We start from the raw sequence: 21,013 nt of genomic DNA on the forward strand, positions 1-21,013 counted from the left end.
CGAGGACTTCCTGGCTCAGCTGATACGTCTTGGTCACTGCTGCACTTCCTTGTCGACGTGGGTGGCTGGGTTCACGAACGGTCGCCATGCGGAGCTGTCCCGGGATGTCGATTCGAACCGCACCGACTCGGGGACGCCGCCCGGGTAGACGATCGCCTTGATCGAGCCCGGGGTCCGGTCGGCGTCCAGCGCGGCAGGTACCTCATCGAGGTCGAAGCGACCGGTGACCATCGCATCGAGGTCGACGCGACCCGAACCGATCAGCGACAGTGCCGTCGGCCAGGTGTTGGCGTACCGGAAGACCCCGGTGAGGACGATCTCGCGGTTCTGGATGACGCTGGTCGGCAGTGTCATGTCGTCGGCGCCCATGCCGACGAGCACCGCGCGTCCGGCGGGCCGTAGCGACCGGACGCCGGCGACAACCGCGGCCGCGACGCCGCTGGCATCGACGAATGCGTCGACGTCGCCGCCCGGCAGTGCGCCGGCCCCCGGTTCCACAACGTCGGTGGCCCCGAAGTTCACGGCCATGTCGCGTCGCAGCGAGTCGGGTTCACTGATCACGATCCGCCCGACACCGGACGCCCGCGCGACCTGCGCGCAGAGCAGACCTATCGGCCCGGCACCCGCGATGAGCACCGAATCCCCCATGCCCACCTCGGCTTTCCGGATGGCGGCGATCGCCACCGACAACGGCTCGCACAACGCGGCCGCCTCGTCGCTGACCTCGGCGGGCACCTCATGCGCGAAGGTCTCGCCGATGGTCACATACTCACACAACGCCCCATCGACGGGCGGCGTGGCGAAGAACCGCATGTGCGGGCACAGGTTGTAGCGTCCGCGCCGCGATTCCCGACTCGCCATGTCAGGACGTTGCGGCTCGATCGACACCCGCTGCCCCAACCTGGTTCGGGACACGGTGTCGCCGACGTCGACGATCACACCGCCCGCCTCGTGTCCCAGGATGATCGGCTCGGTGACGATGTGGTCGCCGATCCGCCCGTGGCGCAGATAGTGGGAATCCGATCCGCACACACCGACCGCACCGATGCGGACGAGGACCTCGGCCGATCCGGGTTTCGGCACAGGTCGGTGTTCGACGGTCATCCGGCCACCGGGGTGCAGCAGACTCGCGCGCATCGTCGCGGTACTCCGTGGATCACTGTTGGCATCGACTGTTGCGTAGCTCACATTCGCAATGTTAGCGTATTGAGCATATCCCCGGCTAGTGAGCAAATGCTCACGCGACATGTGAGGCGTCAGATGACGAGTCCCCCGCGGACCACCCCGGACACCGGACACGACCTGCGCTTGCTTGTGCGAGCGGCGACCATGTATCACCTCGAAGGCCTCACTCAGGCCGAGATCGCCAAGCGTCTCGGCGTGTCGCGCCCTACCGCCGGCCGGCTGGTCGCTCGAGCGCGCGCCCAAGGCCTGGTCCAGGTGACGGTGAGCGCGCCGAGTCATCTGAGTTCGTCCATCCACACCGATGTGGAACGCAGCGTCGAGCAGACTTTCGGTCTCGACGAGGTGCTCATCATCGATGACACCGCCGACGGCAGCGCCTCGGCCAACGCCGCCCTCGGCCGTGCGGGTGCCTCGGTGCTGATGCGGCGAATCCAACCGACGGATGTGCTCGGTTTCACGTGGGGCCCTGAACAAGTGGCCGTGGCCGACGCGATGGCGGCCACCTCATCGTGCCGGCAGGTGGTCCAGATGGACGGTTCGATGACCTCGGTCGACTACCACACCGGCGTCGACCACGCTCTCGCCCGTCTGTCGGATCGACTGCACGCGCGGCCGATGCGCCTGGTGGCACCGCTGTATGCCGATCCTGAGACCGTCACCGCCCTGGAGCGGGACTCGATTCTGTCACAGGCACTCTCGGCGGCCCGATCGGCAAACGTCATGCTCTTCGGCGTCGGGTCGGTGTCGACGTCGACCACCTTGTTCGAAGGCGCGTTCATCGATGCGATCGTGCTAGACGAGCTCGACGAACTCGGTGCCGTCGGCGAGATCGGTGGGCGGTTCTACGACGAGCACGGCCGACCCGTCCGGTCCACCCTTGTCGACCGAACGGTCTCGGTTCCCCTTGACAGCGTCCGGGCCTGCCCCACAACCATTCTCGTCTCCGGTGGAGAGCACCGCCGGAACTCCATCCTCGGCGCCCTCCGCGGCGGGTATTCGACGATTCTCGTCACCGATCTCCCCACCGCCGAGTGGCTCGTCGCGCAACAGGAAGGTGAACTCTGATGCTGCCAGGACCGAGATCCGGTCGCCGCCGCACACACGGTTCGCGTCGGACGCGAATCGGTTTCGCTTCGATCGCCACAGCTGTCACCCTCGTGCTGGCCGGCTGTTCCGGCGCGGGATCACTCACCGGTGGGGGCGGTGACGCGGTCACCGTCGCCATGGTCTCCAACTCACAGATGCAGGACGCGGTCGCGCTGTCCGGTCAGTTCGAGAAGGAGAACCCCGGCATCAAGCTGAAGTTCGTCACGCTGTCGGAGAACGAGGCCCGCGCCAAGATCACCGCGTCGGTGGCGACCGGTGGCGGGGAGTTCGACGTGGTGATGATCAGCAACTACGAAACACCCATGTGGGCCGAGAACGGCTGGCTGGTGAACTTGACGCCCTATATGGACGCCGACCCGGACTACGACGCCGACGACTTCATCCCCACTCTGAAATCCGCACTGTCCTATGAGGGTTCGATGTACTCGGCACCGTTCTACGGCGAGTCGTCTTTTCTGATGTACAACAAGCGGATGTTCGCCGACGCCGGCGTCACCTTGCCGGCGAACCCGACCTGGCCGCAGGTGGCCGAGGCCGCCGCGCGACTCGACACCGGTGACGTATCCGGCATCTGCTTGCGTGGCAAACCGGGCTGGGGTGAGCTCCTGGCGCCGTTGAACACCGTGATCAACGCCTTCGGCGGTCGCTGGTATGACGAGAACTGGAATGCCCAGCTCACCAGCCCGGAGGTCGAGGCGGCCGTCAAATTCTACGTCGACACGGTGCGCAACCATGGTGAGCCGGGAGCGGCCTCCTCCGGATTCCAGGAGTGCGGCAATCTGCTCTCCCAAGGTCAGGTCGCGATGTGGTACGACGCGACCTCGGCGGTGTCGGTCCTCGAGAGCCCGGACACCTCGACCATCGCCGGCGACGTGGGATATCTGCCCGCTCCGCGGATGGCCAAGTCCGACAACGGATGGCTCTACACATGGTCGCTGGGCATCCCAACCAGCAGCACCAAACAAGACGAGGCCTGGAAGTTCATCGACTGGATGACCAACCGCGACTACATCGAGTATGTGTCGGACACGTTGGGAGCCACTCATATTCCACCCGGCAGCCGCATGTCGACCTACGAGTTGCCCGCCTACCAGGAGATCTCGGCTCCTTTCGCCGATGCGACCTTGTCGGCGATGACGACGGCCGACCAACAGGATCCGACGCTGCAGCCGGTGCCCTACACCGGTATCCAATTCCTCGCGATCCCCGAGTTCCAGGATCTCGGAACCCGCGTCAGCCAGCAGATCTCGGCCGCGATCGCCGGTCAGATCAGTGTCGAACAGGCGCTCGAGCAGAGCCAGGAATACGCCGAGACGGTGGGCAAGACCTACCAGAAGGAGAGGTGAGCCGTGGCCACCACACTCGCCGCGCCGGGCGCGCAACCACAACCGCGCCCCGCGGCACCGAGTTCGAAACGCGACCGCATCTCCCGCGCCGAGGGCTGGCGCAGGCGCGGACCGCTGCTACCCGCGTTGATCTTCATGATCGTCGTGACGCAGGTGCCCTTCGTGTTCACGCTGTTCTATTCCACCCAGTCCTGGAATCTCGTGCGGCCGGGTTCGCGCAGTTTTGTCGGGATCGACAACTACCTGGCGGTCTTCACCGACACCCAGTTCTGGCGGGTCACGCTCAACACGATCCTGCTGATCGCCGGCACCGTGATCGCCTCGGTGATCCTGGGGCTGATCTTCGCCTTGCTGCTCGATCGAAAGTTCCTGGGCCGCGGCATCGTTCGCACCCTGCTGATCACTCCGTTCCTGGTGACCCCGGTGGCCGCCGCACTTCTGTGGAAGACCAGCCTGCTGTCCCCCACCAACGGTTTGGTGAATTGGCTGCTGAGCCCGTTCGGGGTGCAGACCGACTGGCTCAGCACCTATCCGCTGATGAGCGTGATCGCCGAGTTGGTGTGGCAGTGGACACCGTTCATGATGCTGCTGATCCTCGCCGGCTTGCAGTCGATGCCCCACGACATCCAGGAGGCGGCCCGCGTCGACGGCGCCACCAGCTTCCGGTTGTTCCGTGAACTCACGCTGCCGCATCTGCGCCGGTTCATCGAGCTCGGCGCGGTGCTGGGGGCCATCTATCTGGTCAACACCTTCGACGCGGTGTACATGATGACCTCCGGCGGGCCGGGCGTGTCCAGTGCGAACCTGCCCTTCTACATCTATCAGCGAGCCTTCCTCGGCTTCGACATCGGGCAGGCCGCCGCCATGGGCGTGGTCACCGTGATCGGCACCATCGTGGTCGCCTCGCTGGCTCTGCGTCTGATCTTCAAGACGTTCACCGGAAACGAGGAGGCGGCCTGATGACCACCACGATGCCCACCCACCGGTCCTCGGCCACCGTCGATGGTGTCGAGATCACCCGCAAACGCGACACCCGCGGCGCACTGCTGACCGTGGTGACCTGGATCCTGGCACTCGGCTTCTTCTTCCCGGTGCTGTGGATGGTGCTCACCGCGTTCAAGAAAGAGAGCGAAGCCGCCACCGACCCACCGACGTTCATCTTCACCCCGACGCTGGAGCAATTCCGCGAGGTGTTCGACGCGGGAATCGGCACACCGCTGCTGAACTCGCTGTTCGCCACCATCTTGTCGACCATCCTGGTACTGCTGCTCGGCGTGCCGGCCGCCTTCGCGCTGTCGCTGCGTCCGGTCCGCAAGACCCAGGACGCGTTGTTCTTCTTCATCAGCACCAAGATGTTGCCGATCGTGGCCGCGATCATCCCGCTCTACGTCATCGTCGGACGCATCGGCATGCTCGACAACATCTGGACGCTGGTGATCCTCTATACCGCCATGAACCTGCCCATCGCGGTCTGGATGATGCGTTCGTTCTTCCTGGAAGTCCCCGGTGAACTCCTCGAAGCCGCAAGTATCGACGGCGCCAGTCTCTGGACCTCGGTGCGCGAAGTGATCCTGCCGCTGGTGTCACCCGGCATCGCGGCCACCGCACTGATCTGCGTGATCTTCTCCTGGAACGAGTTCTTCTTCGCCGTCAACATGACTGCCGTCAACGCCCAGACGATGCCGGTGTTCCTCACCGGCTTCATGTCGGGGCAAGGCCTGTACTGGGCGCAACTGTCCGCCGCGTCGGTGCTGGCCGCGCTGCCGGTGGTGATCTGCGGCTGGATCGCCCAGAACAAACTCGTCCGCGGGCTCTCCTTCGGAGCGATCAAGTAGCGTCCACCCTTCCCTCCACCGACTCTCAACAGGAGATTTTCGACATGGCTTCCATCACCTACGACCAGGCTTGCTGCGTCTACCCGGGCGCCGACAAACTCGCCGTCGACCGCCTCGACCTCGACATCGAAGACGGCGAGTTCGTCGTCCTCGTCGGACCGTCCGGCTCCGGCAAGTCCACCGCTCTGCGGATGCTCGCCGGCCTCGAGGAGATCGACTCGGGCGCTATCCGTATCGGCGGCGACAACATGGTCGGCGTGGCGCCCAAGGACCGCGACATCGCCATGGTCTTCCAGAACTACGCGCTGTACCCCAACAAGACCGTCGGCGAGAACATGGGCTTCGCACTCAAGATGCGCGGGGTTCCTGCCGAAGAGCGTAAGGCCAAGGTCGCCGAGGCGGCCCGACTGCTCGACCTGACAGATTTCCTGGACCGCAAGCCTGCCAAGCTCTCCGGTGGCCAACGCCAACGCGTCGCCATGGGCCGCGCCATCGTCCGCGAACCGCAGGTGTTCTGCATGGATGAGCCGCTGTCCAATCTCGACGCCAAACTCCGGGTGCAGACCCGCACCCAGATCGCTGCGCTGCAACGCCGATTGGGCACCACCACCGTGTATGTCACCCACGACCAGGTCGAGGCCATGACCATGGGCGATCGCGTCGCCGTCCTGCGCCACGGCGTCCTACAACAGTTCTCCACACCCGCCGATCTCTACGACCGCCCGGTCAATGCCTTCGTCGCCGGATTCATCGGCTCGCCTGCCATGAACCTGTTCACCGCGCCCGTCAACGACGGCGCCGTCACCATCGCCGGCTCCACGGTCGATCTCGACGACGAATCGCAGGCGCTGCTGCGCGGCTCCGGGCTCGGCAAGGTGATCGTCGGCATCCGGCCCGAGCACCTGGCGATCGGCGACGCCGGCATCGACGCCGACGTCGCCCTGCTCGAGGAACTCGGCAGCGAAAGTTACATCTACGCACGTGTCGACGACCCCTCCATCGCCAATCTGGACGGCGAACCGGTGACGTTGGTCGCGCGGTCGTCACATCGCGCACCGGCCAAGGCGGGCGAGGCCGTACGGCTGCATCAGGTCGACCGTGCGGTGCATCTGTTCGACCCCGACACCGGCGACCGCATTGTGGGGTGACCGCGTGATCTGAGATGCGGGCATGCCGAGGCCTCCGCTGATAATGTCATCGCGCCGACAACAGCGGAGGAGCACCGGTGACTGCGGAGAATCCCACATCGACCGAGCACGAGCGGCCGGCCGGTGACGACATCGACGCGCCGAGTCCGGCGCCGGTCGCCCCCTGGTGGCGGCGCCACCTCGGGCGCTATCGGTATGTGCCGGTCACCGTCGCCCTGGTGTTCGTCTGGTTCTCAATGACGCCCTCACTGCTGCCCCGAGGGGCCTTCTTCCAGGGCGTGGTGAGCGGGGCATCCGCGGCCGTCGGCTATTGCCTGGGAGTGTTCGCCAGTTGGTTCGTGCGCTACATGATGTCGCGCGACGAACCGTGGCGTCCGCCGTCGCGGCGATCGTGGATCGTGCTCGGTATCGTCGCGGTGGTCGGTACGGTGCTGATGCTGGTGTGGTTCTCCCAGTGGCAGGACGACATTCGCGACCTGATGGGTGTGCAACGGCTGAGTTGGGGGTCGTATCCACTCATCGCGATCATGGGTGTGGTCGTCTTCCTCATCCTGGTCAGCCTGGGACGACTGTTTGCGTATGCCGTGCGTTGGTGTGTGCGGCACCTCAACCGTGTTGCGCCACCGCGGGTGTCAGCAGCAGTGGGCGCCGTGGTGGTGGTCTTGTTGGCGATCTTCATCCTCAACGGTGTCGTCGCGAAGTACTCGATGCAATGGCTGAATGCGAGTTTTGCCGCGGCCAACGAGGAAACGAAGGCCGAGACGTCGCCGCCCACATCGCCACTGCGATCCGGAGGGCCGGGCTCGTTGGTCACCTGGGACTCGCTGGGGCGTGAGGGACGCGTGTTCGTCGCGAAGGGCCCTGACGTGGGAGCGTTGTCGGTGTTCAACGGCGCGCCGGCACAGGAACCGATCCGGGTGTACGCCGGGCTGGAGTCGGCCGACAGTCTACGCGAGGAGGCAGAGCTGGCGGCCGCCGAGCTCGTGCGCACCGGCGGCCTCGACCGGGCCGTCGTCGCCGTGGCATCCAGCACCGGCAGCGGCTGGGTCAACAAGGCCACGGTTGATTCGCTGGAGTACATGTACAACGGCGATACCGCGACGGTCAGCATGCAGTACTCGTACCTGCCGAGCTGGCTGTCGTTCCTGGTGGACAAGGAGCGGGCCCGCCAGGCGGGACGCGCACTTTTCGAGGCGGTGTCCGAACGCGTGCGTGCTCTGCCTGAGCAGGATCAGCCGAAACTGGTGGTCTTCGGCGAGAGTCTCGGCTCGTTCGCCGGTGAGTCCGCATTTGGCACCATTCCGGCGTTGGCTGCGCGAACCGATGGTGCGTTGTTCAGCGGTCCGACCTTCAACAACACCCTGTGGCGCGACACCACGAACAACCGGGACGAGGGTTCCCCGCAGGTGCTGCCGGTCTATGACAACGGCACCCAGGTGCGGTTCATCGCCGACGAGACCGACCTCCCCGAATCCGGTTCTCCGACATCGCACATCGTGTACGTGCAGCACGCCAGCGACCCCATCACCTGGTGGAATCCCAATCTGATCCTGAATGAACCGGACTGGCTCGATGAGCCGCGCGGGCGCGATGTGCTGTCGTCGACTCGGTGGATTCCGTTCGTGACCTTCCTGCAGGTGTCCGCCGACATGGCGGTCGCAGTGAATGTGCCAGACGGTCATGGTCACGACTACATGTCCGCGCTCCCCTACGCGTGGGCTGACATTCTGCAACCGCCGGGCTGGACCGACGCGAAGACGGCGGCGTTGTTGCCGCGCCTCAACCGCGACTGATCCTCACATCTGTCCGGTGGCGTCGTAGACCCAGCTGGTGTCGGCAGCCATCAGATCATCCATCCAGGTCGGCGGGGCGCTGTTGATCAGAGTCGTCGAATCCCAGTAGTCCTTCCACAGGGTGATCTGGCCATCGCGCACCCGGTGCACCGTGACGAACGGCAGTTCGGCGACCTCGCCGGTGGGCCATGTCCACGTCTCGGAGTGCTCATAGATGACGTCGTCGCCGTTGGCGACGAGCAACCCGTCGTGGTTGCGATAGCTCGACAACGGTTCGAATCCCACTTTGATGCGTTTGATGATGTCGACGGGACCGCGGGCGGCGAGGGCGGGACCGAACGGAACATCGAGGTAGATACAGTCGTCGGCGAGGAACGGGGACACCGCGTCCCAGTCTCGTTCTGACAGCGCCCGCCACAGGCCGAGGACCGTGTCGGCCGGAGCCGGGGTCACTCGGCGGCCCCGGTCTCGGCCAGTGCCGGTCGCCGGGACGGCCGCACATCGAGGTCCGAGGGTGCCGCCGGCACCGGGTCGCCGCGGCGACCGGCACGCAGGAACTGCCCGGTTCGGGCCCGCCCCACCAGTTCGGTCGGTGTGCCGCGTTCCATCACCCGGCGTCCGCTCACGAACACCGCGACCACCGTGTCGTCGTTGCGGTTGACCATCCGCGACATGCCACCGAACGCGGGAACGGCTGCTTCGGCGTAGCTCTCGAGCGAATCGTCGAGATGGTCGGGATCCACGATCATCAGGTCGGCCCGGTCACCCGGTCGGAGGTGACCGGCGTCGATGCCGTACCACTCGGCGAGCTCACCGGTCATGCGGTGTACGGCCGTGGCGACGTCCATGAAGGGTTCACCGCGTCGTTCGGCGGTGTGGACGTGTTTGAGCAGTCGCAGTCCGAAGTTGTAGAAGGCCATGTTTCGGAGGTGGGCTCCGGCGTCGGAGAACCCGAGCTGGATGCCGGGTTCGCGGGCCATCTGCTGGAGCACGTCCGGTCGGTGGTTGGAGATGGTGGTGCGCCAACGGATGTCGGTGCCGTGTTCGAGGACGAGGTCGAGAAAGGCGTCGACCGGGTGCAGACCACCGCGATCGAGGCCGACCTGCCCGAATGACTTCCCGATCACCGATTCGTCCGGGCAGGAGACGATCTCGGCGTCGAAGAAGTCGCGATGCCAGACGCGCGTTCCGAACCTGGACTCGTAGTCCTTGCGGAATCGGCGTCGATAATCCTCGTCACGCAGCAGTTCGTCGCGTTCGAGCTCCGCCTTGAGGTGCAGCGCGGCCGCACCGGAGCCGAATTCCTCGAAGATGACGAGGTCGATGCCGTCCGCGTACACCTCGAAGGGCACCGGAAGGTGCTGCCAGCGGAAGTCACCGCCGAGTCGGTTGACCAGTCCCGCAAGCGGTCCCATGATCTTGATGGCATAGGGGTTGGCCTTGATGTCGGCGGCCGAGAGCAGACTTGTCTTGAGCTTGCGCCGCCCTATGCCCAGCGACGTGAACGCCTGCGATCCCACGTCGGCCGGGTTGCTGATGTCCGGCCCGGCCTGCAGGATGCGTCCGGTCTTGCGGAGTAATGCCTTGAGTCGTCGCAGTTCGCGCGGCTTGGCATACGTCGACGGGAGGGTGCGCGAGCGGCACGTGTCGCCGTCGAGTTTGTCGAAGAGCAGTTGCTGGGAGGACATGCCCACGAACCCCGCGTCCAACGCGTCGATCAGCCAGCTCCATCTGTGCTTGCTCCGAGTCGGTGGGGCGCACTGTATTGCGGGTGGCGCGGTCGAGGCCCATGGCGGCGGTCCGCATGTCGGAGTGCCCGATGAACGCGGCGACGTTCGGGCCGAGGGGCCGACTTTCGAGCGCCTCGACGTAGTCCGACGGATTGGACCACGTCTTGTGCGTATCGATGGTGTCGATGACGTGGTGGCGTGGGATCGCCTCGACCCGACCGAACAAGTCTCCCGCCTCGGTCCCGTTGACATGGACGGTCGAGAGCGAGCACGAGCCCACCAGCACCGTGGTCACCCCATGCCGCAGGGACTCGGCGAGCTCCGGCTGCGCGAGCACCTCGATGTCGTAGTGGGTGTGGATGTCGATCATCCCTGGCAGTACCCACTTGCCCGTCGCATCGATCACGTCTGTGCACCCGGTCTCGTCGATGCGGTCGGCCGAGACCACGGCGACAACGCCGTTGCGGATGCCGATGGATCTGACGGCCGGCGGAGTGCCACTGCCGTCGAACCAGAGCCCGTCACGAATGATTGTGTCGTAGGTCACTCGATCATTAGAGACGTGCCTTCGGATGGGTGTCAACGAGTTGGTAGACATTTTTCGATTTCTGTACACCTGACCCACCGGCCGTCACCCAGCAGGACCGCGGTCGGGTCGCAACAGACCAACAGTCGCAACAGAGCAAGAATGGTCGGGCGTCGGGGCACGCGACCGGCGGATACTGAGTGCATGGTTGAGGAGACGGGGCGTGATCGTATCCGCGAGTTACTCGATGCGGTGCTGAGTGAGGACCATCGCAGCCTCGACGACATGGCCGCCGGCGCACACTCCTCGGCGTTTCACTTCAGTCGACAGTTGACCCGTCATGTCGGCGAGTCGCCGGTGGCCATGCGGCGTCGGGTGATGCTCGAGCGAGCCGCATGGCAGCTCCAGCGTGATTCGTCGGTGACTGATGCGGCGTTTGCTGCGGGTTACGAGTCGGTGGACGGATTCGCCCGCGCGTTCGCGCGGGCGTTCGGCCATGCGCCGAGCCGTCTCGGTTCTCGTGACGTACGCGGCCACTGGTTGCCGTCACCGAACGGCATCCATTTCCATTCGCCGACCGTGTTGTACATCGACAGCGACAACGCGACTGAAGAATCTGCAGGTGACGTTCTCGCCATGATGACACGCCACGACCTCGAGGACATCGAGGCGCTGCTCGAGATCGTCAAAGGAATCGACGAATCCGATTACTGTGCGCCACGATTGCCCGGCCACCAAGTGCTGCAGTGGAGTGGTCCAGAGGAATCGATCGCACAGGTCATGACGCAGCTCGTCGCGGGCAAGGCCCCATGGCTGGCCAGCATCGACGGTGAGGACACACCCGACCTCGACATTGCGATGGACGTGACGGTGTTGACGGAACTACACCAGGAGATAGCTCCACGTTGGCTGGCCCTGACCCGTGACATCGATCGCCGCTCGGCGTGGTCGGATCGCATCGTCGACGCAATCTGCGATCCGCCGGAGTCGTTTCTGCTGTCGCAGATCTGGGCGCACGTCCTGACCTTTTCTGCTCATCGGCGACAACTGGTCCGTTGGATGCTTGCCGACGCCGGCATCGACACGACGGGCGCCGATCCCGACCCCATCATGTGGCACCGACACCGATCTGGAGGCACGCTATGAGTTCACATCCCATATTCCGCTACTACACGGCGAGCACGCTCGATGGATATCTGGCCGACCCGGACGATTCGTTGGACTGGTTGCTCACCCAACCCATCGACGAAGGCGGCGCGATGAACTACACCGAGTTCATCGCTGACATCGGCGCCATGGTCATGGGTTGGACCACATATCGCTGGCTACTCGAGAACGAGGTCAGCGATGGAAAGCCGTGGCCATACGACATTCCGTGCTTCGTGTTCACCCACCGCGAGATCACGCCGATCGCCGATACCATCTCCGTTGTCACCGGCGATCCCGGGAGCAAGCGAGACGCTCTGGTGGCGGCCGCCGGAGGCAAGGACATCTGGATCGTCGGTGGTGGCGATCTGGCAGCACAGTTCGCTGACGCGAGAATGCTCGACGAGATCGTGGTGTCGTTCGCGCCGGTCACGCTCGGCGAGGGTCGCCCACTATTCCCCCGACGATATGACCTGGAACTTGTTGACACGGCGCGAAACCGGGCATTCGTGTGCGCACGCTATGCGGTGGTGGGTCCGCGGCCGCGGGTGGCATCCTGACGGCGACGGCTGCGCCCGCCGCCGATCACCTGGGGTAGGTGACGATGATCTGGCCGGTGCGGGCGTTGCGCCAGGTGATGGTGCGGTCGGTGTGCATGGTCGGTATCCACGGCCCGTCATGTTTGCGGTCGTGGTCGGGCCGGCACAGGGGTGCGAGGTTGAAGGCCACGGTCCAGCCACCGGCCACCGGGTCGGCATGGCAGAACTTGTGCAGGTGGTCGAGTTCGCATTCCTCGGATGGTCTGCCGCAGTAGGGGTAGCGGCAGCGCCGGTCCAGTTGGATGATCTCCGCCCGCAACGCGGCTGACGGCCTGTAGGTCAGCGCCCCCGGTGGTGGGGTGGCGAAACCTCCGTGCCCGGTCAGGTCGATCGGTGGGGCCGGTGTGCGGTTGCCGAAGATGATCAGTCCGCTGGCGGTGCGGGTTTCGCTGGGGCGGGCGGTGATGGTGGTGGCGTGTGGTGCGATTCGTGCGGCGTGGGCGGGGTCGATGGCGCCGTAGCCCATCAGGCGGGTGGGGTCGAGGCCGGTGGGGTCGTGGAGCAGGGTCAGGCCGGGGACGATGAGGTCGGAGTCGGAGTCGGAGTCGCTGTCGGTTTCGGCGGAGTCGTCGGCCGGTTCCGCGTCGGCGACGTCGGTGTCGTGTTCGGCGGGTGGTGCGGTGATGAACTCTCGTCGCGGTTTCGGGGAGGGCGCGGCATCCTGAGTGGTGTCAACGGCATTGGTTCCGGTGCCGGATTGGCTACTCTCGCCGTTGTTGTCGATGTTCGAGTCGCTGTCGCTGTCGACGGCAGTGTCTTCGTCGATGTCGGCGAGGGTGATCGGCTGTTCTTCTGCCGCGTCAGGCCCACCGGTCGCGGGTTCGTCGGCGGTTTGGCCCGATGCGCTGGCGTCGTGAGCCGTGCTGGTGTCGACCGACGAGTCGCGCTCACTGTCGGTGACCGAACTCGGGGTGGCATCCGTGGCCTGCCCCCGGTTGCTGGTACGAGTCTGGCGGGCGGGGCAGGTGTCGTCGCCACAGTGGCAGCGCAATTTCGCGCCGGGGGCTTTGATGATCTCGGCGAACGCGGCCACGCGTTGGGCTTTGATGCTGCGCCCATCACGGCGGCAGACCCGTCGTCCGATGAGGGCGCTGATGCGGTCACGCAGGTGCACGCCGTGTTCAGCGGGGATGCAGGCATCGACGGTCATGTGCCCGAACGCTTCGTTACCGATCGTCACATCCCCGAACAGATCGGTGATGTCATCGCGGGTCTGGGCCGCCCGATCAGGATCAAGACTGATGATGATCGCGTCGAGATCATCGCGCAGTGCAGTGTCGGTGGTGGGTCGGCTGGCCAGATCGAGCACCACATCATCGAAATCCCACGGCTCATCATCGGGATCGTCGGTGGCGGGGTCGGTCTCGGCCGCAGCGTTATCAGTGTCGTCGGTGCCCTCACCGTCTGTGCCCTCACCGTCTGTGCCCTCACCGTCTGTGCCGGCGTCGTCGGAGCCGGCGTCGTCGGCGCCGGGATCGAGGTCGGCCTCGGGGTCGTCGAGGTCGAGGGCGAGTTCCTCCTCGACATCCTTGCTGTCGGCGTCGGTATCGGGTTCGTCAGTGTGGGCGTTGTCGGCGAGGTCTGCCAGTCGCTCCCGCAGGTCGCCGGTGGGGCCCGTGGCGGCGCCGCGGATGGCCACACCCAGCCGGTGGGGCCTCAAATCACCGGCACGGAAGGCATCACGAATCTTGGGGTGCTCGTCGAGTAGTTCATCGAGACCGACCCATTCACCGGCTTGACGTCGAGAAATACCCAACTGCAGCGAGATTTCGCCTTTCGCGGCCTTGTCCGCGGCATTGCGGACCCGGTTCGGAACGAAATCGTTGTACCCGGCCAGACGCTCGTTGTAAGTGGATTGCCCGATCTGACGGGCAATCTGCATCGCGATTGCTTGAGCTTGATTACTCAACCGCAACAAATCGCGACCATGCTGCGCCAACTCATCGAGACTGCTCGAGGCCAGCAGAGCGTCGTCGGCAGCACGGTCGGTGAACGTGAACACGAAACACTCCTTTCCAGCGAAGACGGCCTCTGAGGTCGGGATGGATTGGTGGGAAATCGAACTGCCATCAGTCTATCGGGCGGGTCTGACAACTTTGGTGCGCTGCGGGTGGGGTGTGGATGGACTTGATCGGCGAGGTGTTGAGTTCAGGATATCGGTGGGGTCCGACAACTTTTTCGTGCGTGAGTGTCGTTGCGTGGGTGGACCCTTCGTGACGCTTCCTCGCAAGCTCGATCGCTCCTCAGGGATCGGTAAGTGATTTCCGGACTCCTCCCTTTTCGGCGGGAAACGTTGGTGGGGAATCGAACTGCTATCAGACTATCGGTCAGGTCTGACAACTTTGGTGTGCTGAGGGAGGGGTGTGGATGGACTTGATCGGTGAGGTGTTGGGTACAGGATAGCGGCGGGGTGTGACATCTTGTCCTGCGTGAGAGTGGTTGCGTGGGTGGACCCTTCGCGACGCGACCTCGTAATCTCGGACGCTCCTCAGGGAACAGGGGCTGCAGCCTCACCGAGGTCCGTCGCCCTCGCGCGTCATGCCATTGCGGCTCTCCATCACCTGATTCTCAGGGCGTGGGCGTTTCGCATATTCCGCACCCCATCCCCGCAGCAGTGTGCTTCGCGCTTTCGCTCAGCTGCTCATCTGAGATCGACCGAGAAGTCCTCGAGGATCGGGCGTACGACCGAATTCCGCCGGCAGGCGCTCGCCGACTGCGCGCAGCGATCCCATGACACCCGACATAGCCGCAGGTGCGGCCCGGTAGCCTTCTCAGAATGAGCGATCAACAACAGTGGAAAGCGTTCGAGGTGTCGGTTTCCGACCACGTCGCCGAGGTCGTACTCACCGGGCCAGGCAAGGGCAATGCGATGGGACCGGATTTCTGGCGTGAGTTGCCGGAGATCTTTGCGCAGCTCGACCGTGACGACGACGTCCGTGCGGTCGTCCTGGCCGGCTCCGGAGCGCATTTCTCCTACGGGCTGGATCTCGCCGCCATGGGTGGTGACCTCGGCCCCGTACTCGCCGAGGGTGCGAAAGCGCGGCCGCGCACCGAGTTTCACGACAACCTGCGACGACTGCAGGCGGCGATCAGCGCAGTCGCCGACTGTCGCAAGCCGGTCATCGCGGCAGTCGCGGGCTGGTGCATCGGCGGCGGAGTCGATCTGATCAGTGCTGTCGACATCCGGTACGCGAGCGCCGACGCCAAGTTCAGCGTCCGCGAGGTTCGGGTGGCCATGGTTGCTGACGTCGGTAGCTTCGCCCGCCTGCCGGCGATCATTGGTGACGGCCACCTTCGTGAGCTCGCACTGACCGGTAAGGATGTCGACGCGGCCCACGCCGCACGCATCGGCCTGGTCAACGAAGTACTCCCGGACCGCGACGCCGCCCTCGACACCGCCCGGGCGACCGCTGCCGAGATCGCCGCCAATCCCCCGCTCGTCGTCAACGGCATCAAGGCGGTGCTGGACCACAGCCGTCGCGCCGGCGTCGAGGACAGTCTGCGTTACGTCGCCGCATGGAACTCCGCGTTCCTCCCCAGTGAGGATCTGTCCGAGGCGGTCACCGCAGTTTTCGAGAAGCGCCGCCCCGACTTCCGCGGCGCCTGAACTGTGCCGGTGCTGGAGCCGGTCAGTTGGCTGCGACCGGCTCCAGCCGGAACACCGGTATCCGACGTTGCGTGCGCTGGACGTAGAGGTCGAAGTTGGGCCACACGTTCACCAATGTCCGCCAGGCGCGCACCCGTTCGTCACCGTCGAGTTCACGTGGCCGCATCGCGGAGACGGTACCGTGATGCCCCACCTCCACGGTGTCGGCCGAACGCACATTGAATACCCATTGGGGCATGTCAGGTCCGCCGAAGTACGAGCCGGCGATCAACCACGCACCCGCTCCGTCCGGTACCGCGAGCAGTCGGGTCGACCGAACAATCCCGCTTTTACGGCCCGCTACGCGCAGCGTGATGTTGGGCAGTCCGGCCACATCCAGCAGGGTCACCCGCTGCCCCGTCAGTTTTTGCAGCGCGCTGTCCACCACCACGATCTGCGGTAGATAGCGCGGCATCCAGCCGATCGAACCGATTTTCACCGCCAACGGCGTGAGCACACCCATACGCCCAGTCTGCCAGGTCGAGCCGACCATCCTCGGCCATCCGAGGGCACGAGTCAACCGAGCCATGCACAGCGGCGGCAACCTGTGGACAACGAACCACGGCTGCGTTCGGAAGACAGCGATGATCTGATCATGACAAAGGATGACAGCACGATCCCCGCCATCGAGACCGCTCATGACCCGATCGTCGGTGCCGACGACATGCGCCAACGCTGGCGCGCTCTGATGGGGCCGCTCGGATTCGGAAGCGCGCGACTATGGTTCGCCTTCGTCGGACCCGACCGACGTCTGTTGAAGGTTCTCAATTGGCTGCCGCTGCCACCGACACCGGAACCGGTAGAGGTGGATCCGCTCCTGTTCACCCTCGGCGAGGCAATCGAGGCGCTCGAGGCCGAGTCGGTCGCGTTCCTGATCTCCCGCCCGGGTCGTGACGGTGTCTCCGATGACGATCTCGCCTGGGCGCGCCAGCTGATCGCCGCCGCCCGACGGCACGACGTGCCCGTGCAGCCGGTGCATCGCGCCAACGACGCGGATCTCGTCGCGCTGACCATCGCCGAGGACGCCGCGGCCTGAGCATCTGCGCCGATGAGTCGTTTCGCGTAGTACGTTGAGGCCCGAGGATCGGGTTTCGGCGCTGATGGGAGGACCGATGAGCGGCCGGCAACGGATGGCGATCGACGGTGGCCAGACGGGCACCCGCATCCGAGTGTTTGGAGATGGCACGAGCGAACACAACGCCGGTCCGATCTACACCGATCGTCCTGTGGTTCCACAGATTGCCGAGGTGGCGCGGGATGTCATCTCCGCGACCGGTGCCGACGTCGGTGCGGTGGCGGCGGGCGTATCGGGACTCACCCCGCAGGCCACCCGTCCGGACGACTTGCTGGCCGCCCTCGCCGGAGTCGGCCCCGACACGGTCGCGCTGGCGCATGACTCGGTCTCGGCCTACCTGGCCGCCAACCGTTTCGAGAAGGGCGCGGTGATCGCCGCGGGCACCGGCGTGGTCACGCTAGGTGTCGGTGACGGTGGGGTCGCACGCGTCGACGGCTGGGGGCATCTGGTCGGCGACGCGGGCAGCGGCTACTGGATCGGACGCGCCGGGCTCGACGCCGCCTTGCGCGCCTACGACGGGCGCGGCGCACCGACGCCACTGGAACAGTCGGCGCACGCCACGTTCGGTCCACTGCCCGAGTTGTACATGGCGCTGCAGGCGGATCCCGAGCGGGTCGCCCACATCGCGGGATTCGCCCGAGAGGTGTCGGCCGCCGCACGCACCGACGACACCGTCGCCGTCGACATCCTCCAGCGCGCCGCGGCTGAACTCGCCGACTCCGTCCGAGCCGCCCTGCGGCGCAGCGATCCCCGGACCGGGCAGTCATCCCGGGTGAGCTGGATGGGCAATGTCCTGACCAACAACGACCTGGTCCGTACACGATTCATCGAGCTGATCGGCACCACCACACCCGACGTCACCATCGCAGCGCCCTACGGCGACACGCTCGACGGTGTCGCGCTGCTACTGGAGCCGCCAGAACACCATCCTCTCGCCACGCACATCCACCGTGCGTGACGAGAGGTGCCGCGGACGGCTCGCTACTCCTGACTCTCGGTGTGGAGAGTCTCGGTCAGATTGCCCGCCAACAGCTTCGCGAACTCGGCGGGGTCGCCCAGCTCGCCACCCTCGGCGATGACGGCCATACCGTAGAGCAGCTTCGCCGTCGGCACCAGGGCACTGTGGTCCTCGCCGGCGCCGAATGCGTTGTTGAGGCCGATGATCAGCGGGTGATCGGCGTTGACCTCCAGCGCTCGCTTGCTCTTGGGCAGTTCCTGACCCGATGCGCGGTACAGCTTCTCCAACTGTGGTGACATCGAGAAGGTGTCGCCCACCAGGCAGGCGGCCGAATCGGTGAGCCGAGACGACAACCGCGCCTCGTTCACGTCGTCGGCCAATGTCTCCGCCAGCCACTCGAGCAGCGAGGCGAACTCCTCGGACTTCTTCTCCTTGTCGGCTTTGTCCTCGTCGGACTCCGTGTCATCGAGCGAGTCGAGATCTACCGCTCCCTTGGCGATCGAGGTGAACGACTTCCCGTCGAACTCGAGTCCGCTGGTCACCCACATCTCGTCGACCGGATCTGTCAGCAGCAGCACCTCGACACCCTTGGCTCGGAATGCCTCGATATGTGGGGAGTTCTCGATCTGCTGTCGGCTCTCGCCGGTCATGTAGTAGATGGTGTCCTGACCGCTTCGCATCCGGCCGATGTAGTCGGCGAGCGTGGTGAGGCCGTCCGCGGAATCGGTGGAGGCAAACGAGGAGGCCTTGAGGATGGCGTCGCGATTGTCGAAATCGTTGACCAGGCCTTCCTTCCAGACCCGACCGAAGTTCTCCCAGAACGTCCGGTAGTCGTCCGGACGCGAGTCACGGAGATCACCCACGGTGGAGATGACCCGCTTGGTGAGCCGTCGGCGGATGGCCCGGATCTGGCGATCCTGCTGCAGGATCTCCCGCGACACGTTGAGCGACAGGTCCGCGGCGTCGACGACACCCTTGACGAATCGCAGATACTCCGGCATCAACTCTTCGCAGTCATCCATGATGAAGACGCGCTTGACGTACAGGTGGATTCCCGAAGATCGCTCCCGCATGAACAGATCGAAGGGCGCCTGGGTCGGGATGAACAGCAGCGCCTGATACTCGAAGGTGCCCTCGGCCTTGACCGTGATGACCTCGAGGGGCTCATCCCAGGCATGGCTGACATGCCGGTAGAACTCGTGATACTCGTCCTGGGTGACCTCGTCGGCAGATTTGGCCCACAGCGCCTTCTGCGAGTTGATGGTTTCGGTGACGACCTCGGTCTTCGGTTCGTCCGTCTTCGGTTCGCCCGTCGACTCGTCGGACTCGCCGGAATCGTCGGATGCGACCGGCTTCTCGACGTCCATCCGGATGGGCCACGCGATGAAGTCCGAATAGCGCTTCACCAAGGCCCGCAGCTTTGCTGCGTCGGTGTAGTCGTACAGATGATCCTCGGTGTCGACCGGTTTGAGCGAGAGGGTGACCGACGTCCCCTGTGGCGCGTCGGCGACATCGTCGATCGTGTACGTGCCGTCGCCGGTCGATTCCCAGCGGGTCCCGGTGGTCTCACCGGCACGGCGGGTCACCAGGGTGACCCGATCGGCGACCATGAAGGTCGAATAGAAACCGATGCCGAACTGACCGATCAGCTCCTCACTGGCCGCGGCGTCCTTCACCTCGGCCAATTTGCGCCGTAGTTCCGCGGTGCCCGAGCGCGCGACGGTACCGATCAGGTTGATGACATCGTCGCGGGACATGCCGATGCCGTTGTCGCGGACCACCAATGTCCGCCCGTCGGGGTCTGCCTCGAGTTGAATGTGCAGGTCCCCCGCGTCGACGTCGAGTTCCTTGTCCTGCAGCGACTCCAACCGCAGCTTGTCCAGCGCATCCGACGAGTTGGAGATCAGCTCCCGCAGAAAGCTGTCCTTGTTCGAGTACACCGAGTGGACCATGAGATCCAGCAGCTGCCGCGTCTCGGCCTGGAACTCACGAACCTCTGTCTGACCAGTCATGATCGACCTCCGCTCAACCGTCACTGACGAAGCCGCAGTTTACCGACCACCCCATTGGCTAATCTGGGTGGGTCGACCGCTGTGCGGTGCTCGAACGCGCACCGCGGTATCGATGGCCGATGCCCCGCCACACCATCGAAAGACCGGTGAATGCCAGCTCCTCGTCTGCTGTTCGTGCACGCGCACCCCGACGACGAAGCGTTGTGGACGGGTGGCCTGATCGCGCACCACACGGCGCGCGGTGGCGCCGCCGACCTCATCATGTGCACCTGGGCCGACGGCACGCACCGGCATCGCGAACTGATCGAGTCGATGCACGAACTCGGGTTGCCCGGCCCACCGATCATGCTGGGGTACGCCGACGACCGGGTACCCGAATCTGCTCCGGGAGCGCAGCGATTCTGCGCGGCGCCCTTCGATTCGGCGGTGCGCACGATGGTCGAGCACATCCGGCGGCTGCGTCCCGACGCCATCGTCACCTACGACGCCATCGGAATCTACGGCCATCCCGATCACATCCACGCCCACCGGTTGGCCTCGGTGGCCGCCGACGCCGCTGCCAGCCCCCGCCTGTACCGCTCGGCCGGCGACGCGTGGCAGACCCGATCGGTGTACTTCGTGACAATCGCCGATTGGATGGTCGACGACGTGCGCGACGACCTGTTCGCCTCCGTGCGTCGCGACCACCTGCCCGGTACCCCACCCGAGGGCATCGACCTCACGCTGGATGTCGGACGGTACGGGGAGCGCAAGGCGGCGGCCATCGCGGCACACCGCACCGAGGTCCGACGCAGCCGTACCATCCAGGGGCTGATGGCACTCCCGCCGGAGCGACGCGACCGGCTGCTCGCCTCGGAGAACTTCATCCGGCGCGATCTGGTACCGGGCGGGATCGAGATCTGCTGAT

At 65.3% G+C, this 21,013-nt stretch carries 17 protein-coding genes and 1 pseudogene; 12 read left to right on the forward strand and 6 right to left on the reverse strand.

The genetic code is table 11. The features are described from left to right. Window positions 1-33: 33 nt before the first annotated feature. Window positions 34-1,137: an NAD(P)-dependent alcohol dehydrogenase gene (locus tag OSB52_RS09210; protein WP_266061498.1), complete on the reverse strand. Its 1,104-nt coding sequence runs from the start codon at window positions 1,135-1,137 to the stop codon at window positions 34-36. 123 nt (window positions 1,138-1,260) lie between these two features. Between OSB52_RS09210 and OSB52_RS09215 the strand changes: the two genes are divergently transcribed. From OSB52_RS09215 to OSB52_RS09240, 6 genes are all read left to right on the forward strand, one after another. After that, window positions 1,261-2,250 (forward strand): sugar-binding transcriptional regulator, encoded by a 990-nt coding sequence (locus OSB52_RS09215; RefSeq protein ID WP_266061418.1) that lies wholly within the window; start codon window positions 1,261-1,263, stop codon window positions 2,248-2,250. Next, the gene (locus OSB52_RS09220; protein WP_266061420.1) at window positions 2,250-3,638 is read left to right on the forward strand and encodes an ABC transporter substrate-binding protein; all 1,389 of its coding nucleotides are present in this window, start codon (window positions 2,250-2,252) and stop codon (window positions 3,636-3,638) included. Before OSB52_RS09215 ends, OSB52_RS09220 begins: the two co-directional genes overlap by 1 nt. A 3-nt stretch (window positions 3,639-3,641) precedes the next feature. Beyond that, window positions 3,642-4,598, forward strand: a complete 957-nt coding sequence (locus OSB52_RS09225; protein WP_266061421.1) for a carbohydrate ABC transporter permease — start codon at window positions 3,642-3,644, stop codon at window positions 4,596-4,598. Continuing rightward, entirely contained in the window at window positions 4,598-5,473 is an 876-nt protein-coding gene (locus tag OSB52_RS09230) for a carbohydrate ABC transporter permease (protein ID WP_266061422.1), read from the forward strand. Before OSB52_RS09225 ends, OSB52_RS09230 begins: the two co-directional genes overlap by 1 nt. Window positions 5,474-5,517: 44 nt before the next feature. Beyond that, complete coding sequence (locus OSB52_RS09235) at window positions 5,518-6,621, forward strand: ABC transporter ATP-binding protein (RefSeq protein ID WP_266061423.1); 1,104 nt, start codon at window positions 5,518-5,520, stop codon at window positions 6,619-6,621. A 77-nt stretch (window positions 6,622-6,698) separates the two neighbouring features. Next, window positions 6,699-8,414 (forward strand): alpha/beta hydrolase, encoded by a 1,716-nt coding sequence (locus OSB52_RS09240; RefSeq protein ID WP_372512386.1) that lies wholly within the window; start codon window positions 6,699-6,701, stop codon window positions 8,412-8,414. Window positions 8,415-8,417: 3 nt separating this feature from the next. Here the strand turns inward: OSB52_RS09240 and OSB52_RS09245 are convergent, their stop codons facing one another. Both OSB52_RS09245 and OSB52_RS09250 read right to left on the reverse strand, forming a co-directional pair. After that, on the reverse strand, window positions 8,418-8,867 hold the full coding sequence (locus tag OSB52_RS09245; protein WP_266061424.1) for a nuclear transport factor 2 family protein: 450 nt from the start codon (window positions 8,865-8,867) through the stop codon (window positions 8,418-8,420). Continuing rightward, window positions 8,864-10,742, reverse strand: a pseudogene (locus tag OSB52_RS09250) (N-acyl-D-amino-acid deacylase family protein). Before OSB52_RS09250 ends, OSB52_RS09245 begins: the two are co-directional and overlap by 4 nt. A gap of 132 nt (window positions 10,743-10,874) precedes the next feature. On the opposite strand from OSB52_RS09250, the gene OSB52_RS09255 reads away from it, so the two are divergent. Both OSB52_RS09255 and OSB52_RS09260 read left to right on the forward strand, forming a co-directional pair. Continuing rightward, complete coding sequence (locus tag OSB52_RS09255; protein ID WP_235724197.1) at window positions 10,875-11,816, forward strand: helix-turn-helix domain-containing protein; 942 nt, start codon at window positions 10,875-10,877, stop codon at window positions 11,814-11,816. Further along, window positions 11,813-12,376, forward strand: a complete 564-nt coding sequence (locus OSB52_RS09260) for a dihydrofolate reductase family protein (protein ID WP_235724198.1) — start codon at window positions 11,813-11,815, stop codon at window positions 12,374-12,376. Before OSB52_RS09255 ends, OSB52_RS09260 begins: the two co-directional genes overlap by 4 nt. Before the next feature lie 25 nt (window positions 12,377-12,401). Here OSB52_RS09260 and OSB52_RS09265 read toward each other — a convergent pair whose 3' ends face one another. Next, window positions 12,402-14,417 (reverse strand): HNH endonuclease signature motif containing protein, encoded by a 2,016-nt coding sequence (locus OSB52_RS09265; RefSeq protein ID WP_266061427.1) that lies wholly within the window; start codon window positions 14,415-14,417, stop codon window positions 12,402-12,404. 774 nt (window positions 14,418-15,191) lie between these two features. On the opposite strand from OSB52_RS09265, the gene OSB52_RS09270 reads away from it, so the two are divergent. Beyond that, window positions 15,192-16,022 (forward strand): crotonase/enoyl-CoA hydratase family protein, encoded by an 831-nt coding sequence (locus OSB52_RS09270; RefSeq protein ID WP_235724200.1) that lies wholly within the window; start codon window positions 15,192-15,194, stop codon window positions 16,020-16,022. Between the two features lie 22 nt (window positions 16,023-16,044). Here the strand turns inward: OSB52_RS09270 and OSB52_RS09275 are convergent, their stop codons facing one another. Continuing rightward, complete coding sequence (locus tag OSB52_RS09275; RefSeq protein ID WP_266061428.1) at window positions 16,045-16,524, reverse strand: nitroreductase family deazaflavin-dependent oxidoreductase; 480 nt, start codon at window positions 16,522-16,524, stop codon at window positions 16,045-16,047. 132 nt (window positions 16,525-16,656) lie between these two features. Here OSB52_RS09275 and OSB52_RS09280 point away from each other — a divergent pair, with 132 nt between their 5' ends. Then, entirely contained in the window at window positions 16,657-17,097 is a 441-nt protein-coding gene (locus OSB52_RS09280) for a hypothetical protein (RefSeq protein WP_266061430.1), read from the forward strand. A gap of 76 nt (window positions 17,098-17,173) precedes the next feature. Continuing rightward, entirely contained in the window at window positions 17,174-18,094 is a 921-nt protein-coding gene (locus tag OSB52_RS09285) for an N-acetylglucosamine kinase (protein ID WP_266061432.1), read from the forward strand. A 23-nt stretch (window positions 18,095-18,117) separates the two neighbouring features. Here the strand turns inward: OSB52_RS09285 and htpG are convergent, their stop codons facing one another. After that, window positions 18,118-20,106, reverse strand: a complete 1,989-nt coding sequence (htpG, locus tag OSB52_RS09290) for a molecular chaperone HtpG (protein ID WP_266061435.1) — start codon at window positions 20,104-20,106, stop codon at window positions 18,118-18,120. 150 nt (window positions 20,107-20,256) lie between these two features. Between htpG and OSB52_RS09295 the strand changes: the two genes are divergently transcribed. Beyond that, on the forward strand, window positions 20,257-21,012 hold the full coding sequence (locus OSB52_RS09295; RefSeq protein WP_235724205.1) for a PIG-L family deacetylase: 756 nt from the start codon (window positions 20,257-20,259) through the stop codon (window positions 21,010-21,012). Window position 21,013 lies beyond the last annotated feature (1 nt).

It is taken from the genome of Gordonia aquimaris (genome assembly GCF_026262595.1).
GTDB classification, from domain to species: domain Bacteria; phylum Actinomycetota; class Actinomycetes; order Mycobacteriales; family Mycobacteriaceae; genus Gordonia; species Gordonia tangerina.

What these genes read in the sequence shown, in the direction of transcription:
- OSB52_RS09210 (WP_266061498.1), bottom strand. Translation starts at nt 1,137, where the DNA reads ATGCGCGCGAGTCTGCTGCACCCCGGTGGCCGGATGACCGTCGAACAC.
- OSB52_RS09215 (WP_266061418.1), top strand. Translation starts at nt 1,261, where the DNA reads ATGACGAGTCCCCCGCGGACCACCCCGGACACCGGACACGACCTGCGC.
- OSB52_RS09220 (WP_266061420.1), top strand. Translation starts at nt 2,250, where the DNA reads ATGCTGCCAGGACCGAGATCCGGTCGCCGCCGCACACACGGTTCGCGT.
- OSB52_RS09230 (WP_266061422.1), top strand. Translation starts at nt 4,598, where the DNA reads ATGACCACCACGATGCCCACCCACCGGTCCTCGGCCACCGTCGATGGT.
- OSB52_RS09235 (WP_266061423.1), top strand. Translation starts at nt 5,518, where the DNA reads ATGGCTTCCATCACCTACGACCAGGCTTGCTGCGTCTACCCGGGCGCC.
- OSB52_RS09255 (WP_235724197.1), top strand. Translation starts at nt 10,875, where the DNA reads ATGGTTGAGGAGACGGGGCGTGATCGTATCCGCGAGTTACTCGATGCG.
- OSB52_RS09260 (WP_235724198.1), top strand. Translation starts at nt 11,813, where the DNA reads ATGAGTTCACATCCCATATTCCGCTACTACACGGCGAGCACGCTCGAT.
- OSB52_RS09270 (WP_235724200.1), top strand. Translation starts at nt 15,192, where the DNA reads ATGAGCGATCAACAACAGTGGAAAGCGTTCGAGGTGTCGGTTTCCGAC.
- OSB52_RS09275 (WP_266061428.1), bottom strand. Translation starts at nt 16,524, where the DNA reads ATGGGTGTGCTCACGCCGTTGGCGGTGAAAATCGGTTCGATCGGCTGG.
- OSB52_RS09280 (WP_266061430.1), top strand. Translation starts at nt 16,657, where the DNA reads ATGACAAAGGATGACAGCACGATCCCCGCCATCGAGACCGCTCATGAC.
- OSB52_RS09285 (WP_266061432.1), top strand. Translation starts at nt 17,174, where the DNA reads ATGAGCGGCCGGCAACGGATGGCGATCGACGGTGGCCAGACGGGCACC.
- htpG (WP_266061435.1), bottom strand. Translation starts at nt 20,106, where the DNA reads ATGACTGGTCAGACAGAGGTTCGTGAGTTCCAGGCCGAGACGCGGCAG.
- OSB52_RS09295 (WP_235724205.1), top strand. Translation starts at nt 20,257, where the DNA reads ATGCCAGCTCCTCGTCTGCTGTTCGTGCACGCGCACCCCGACGACGAA.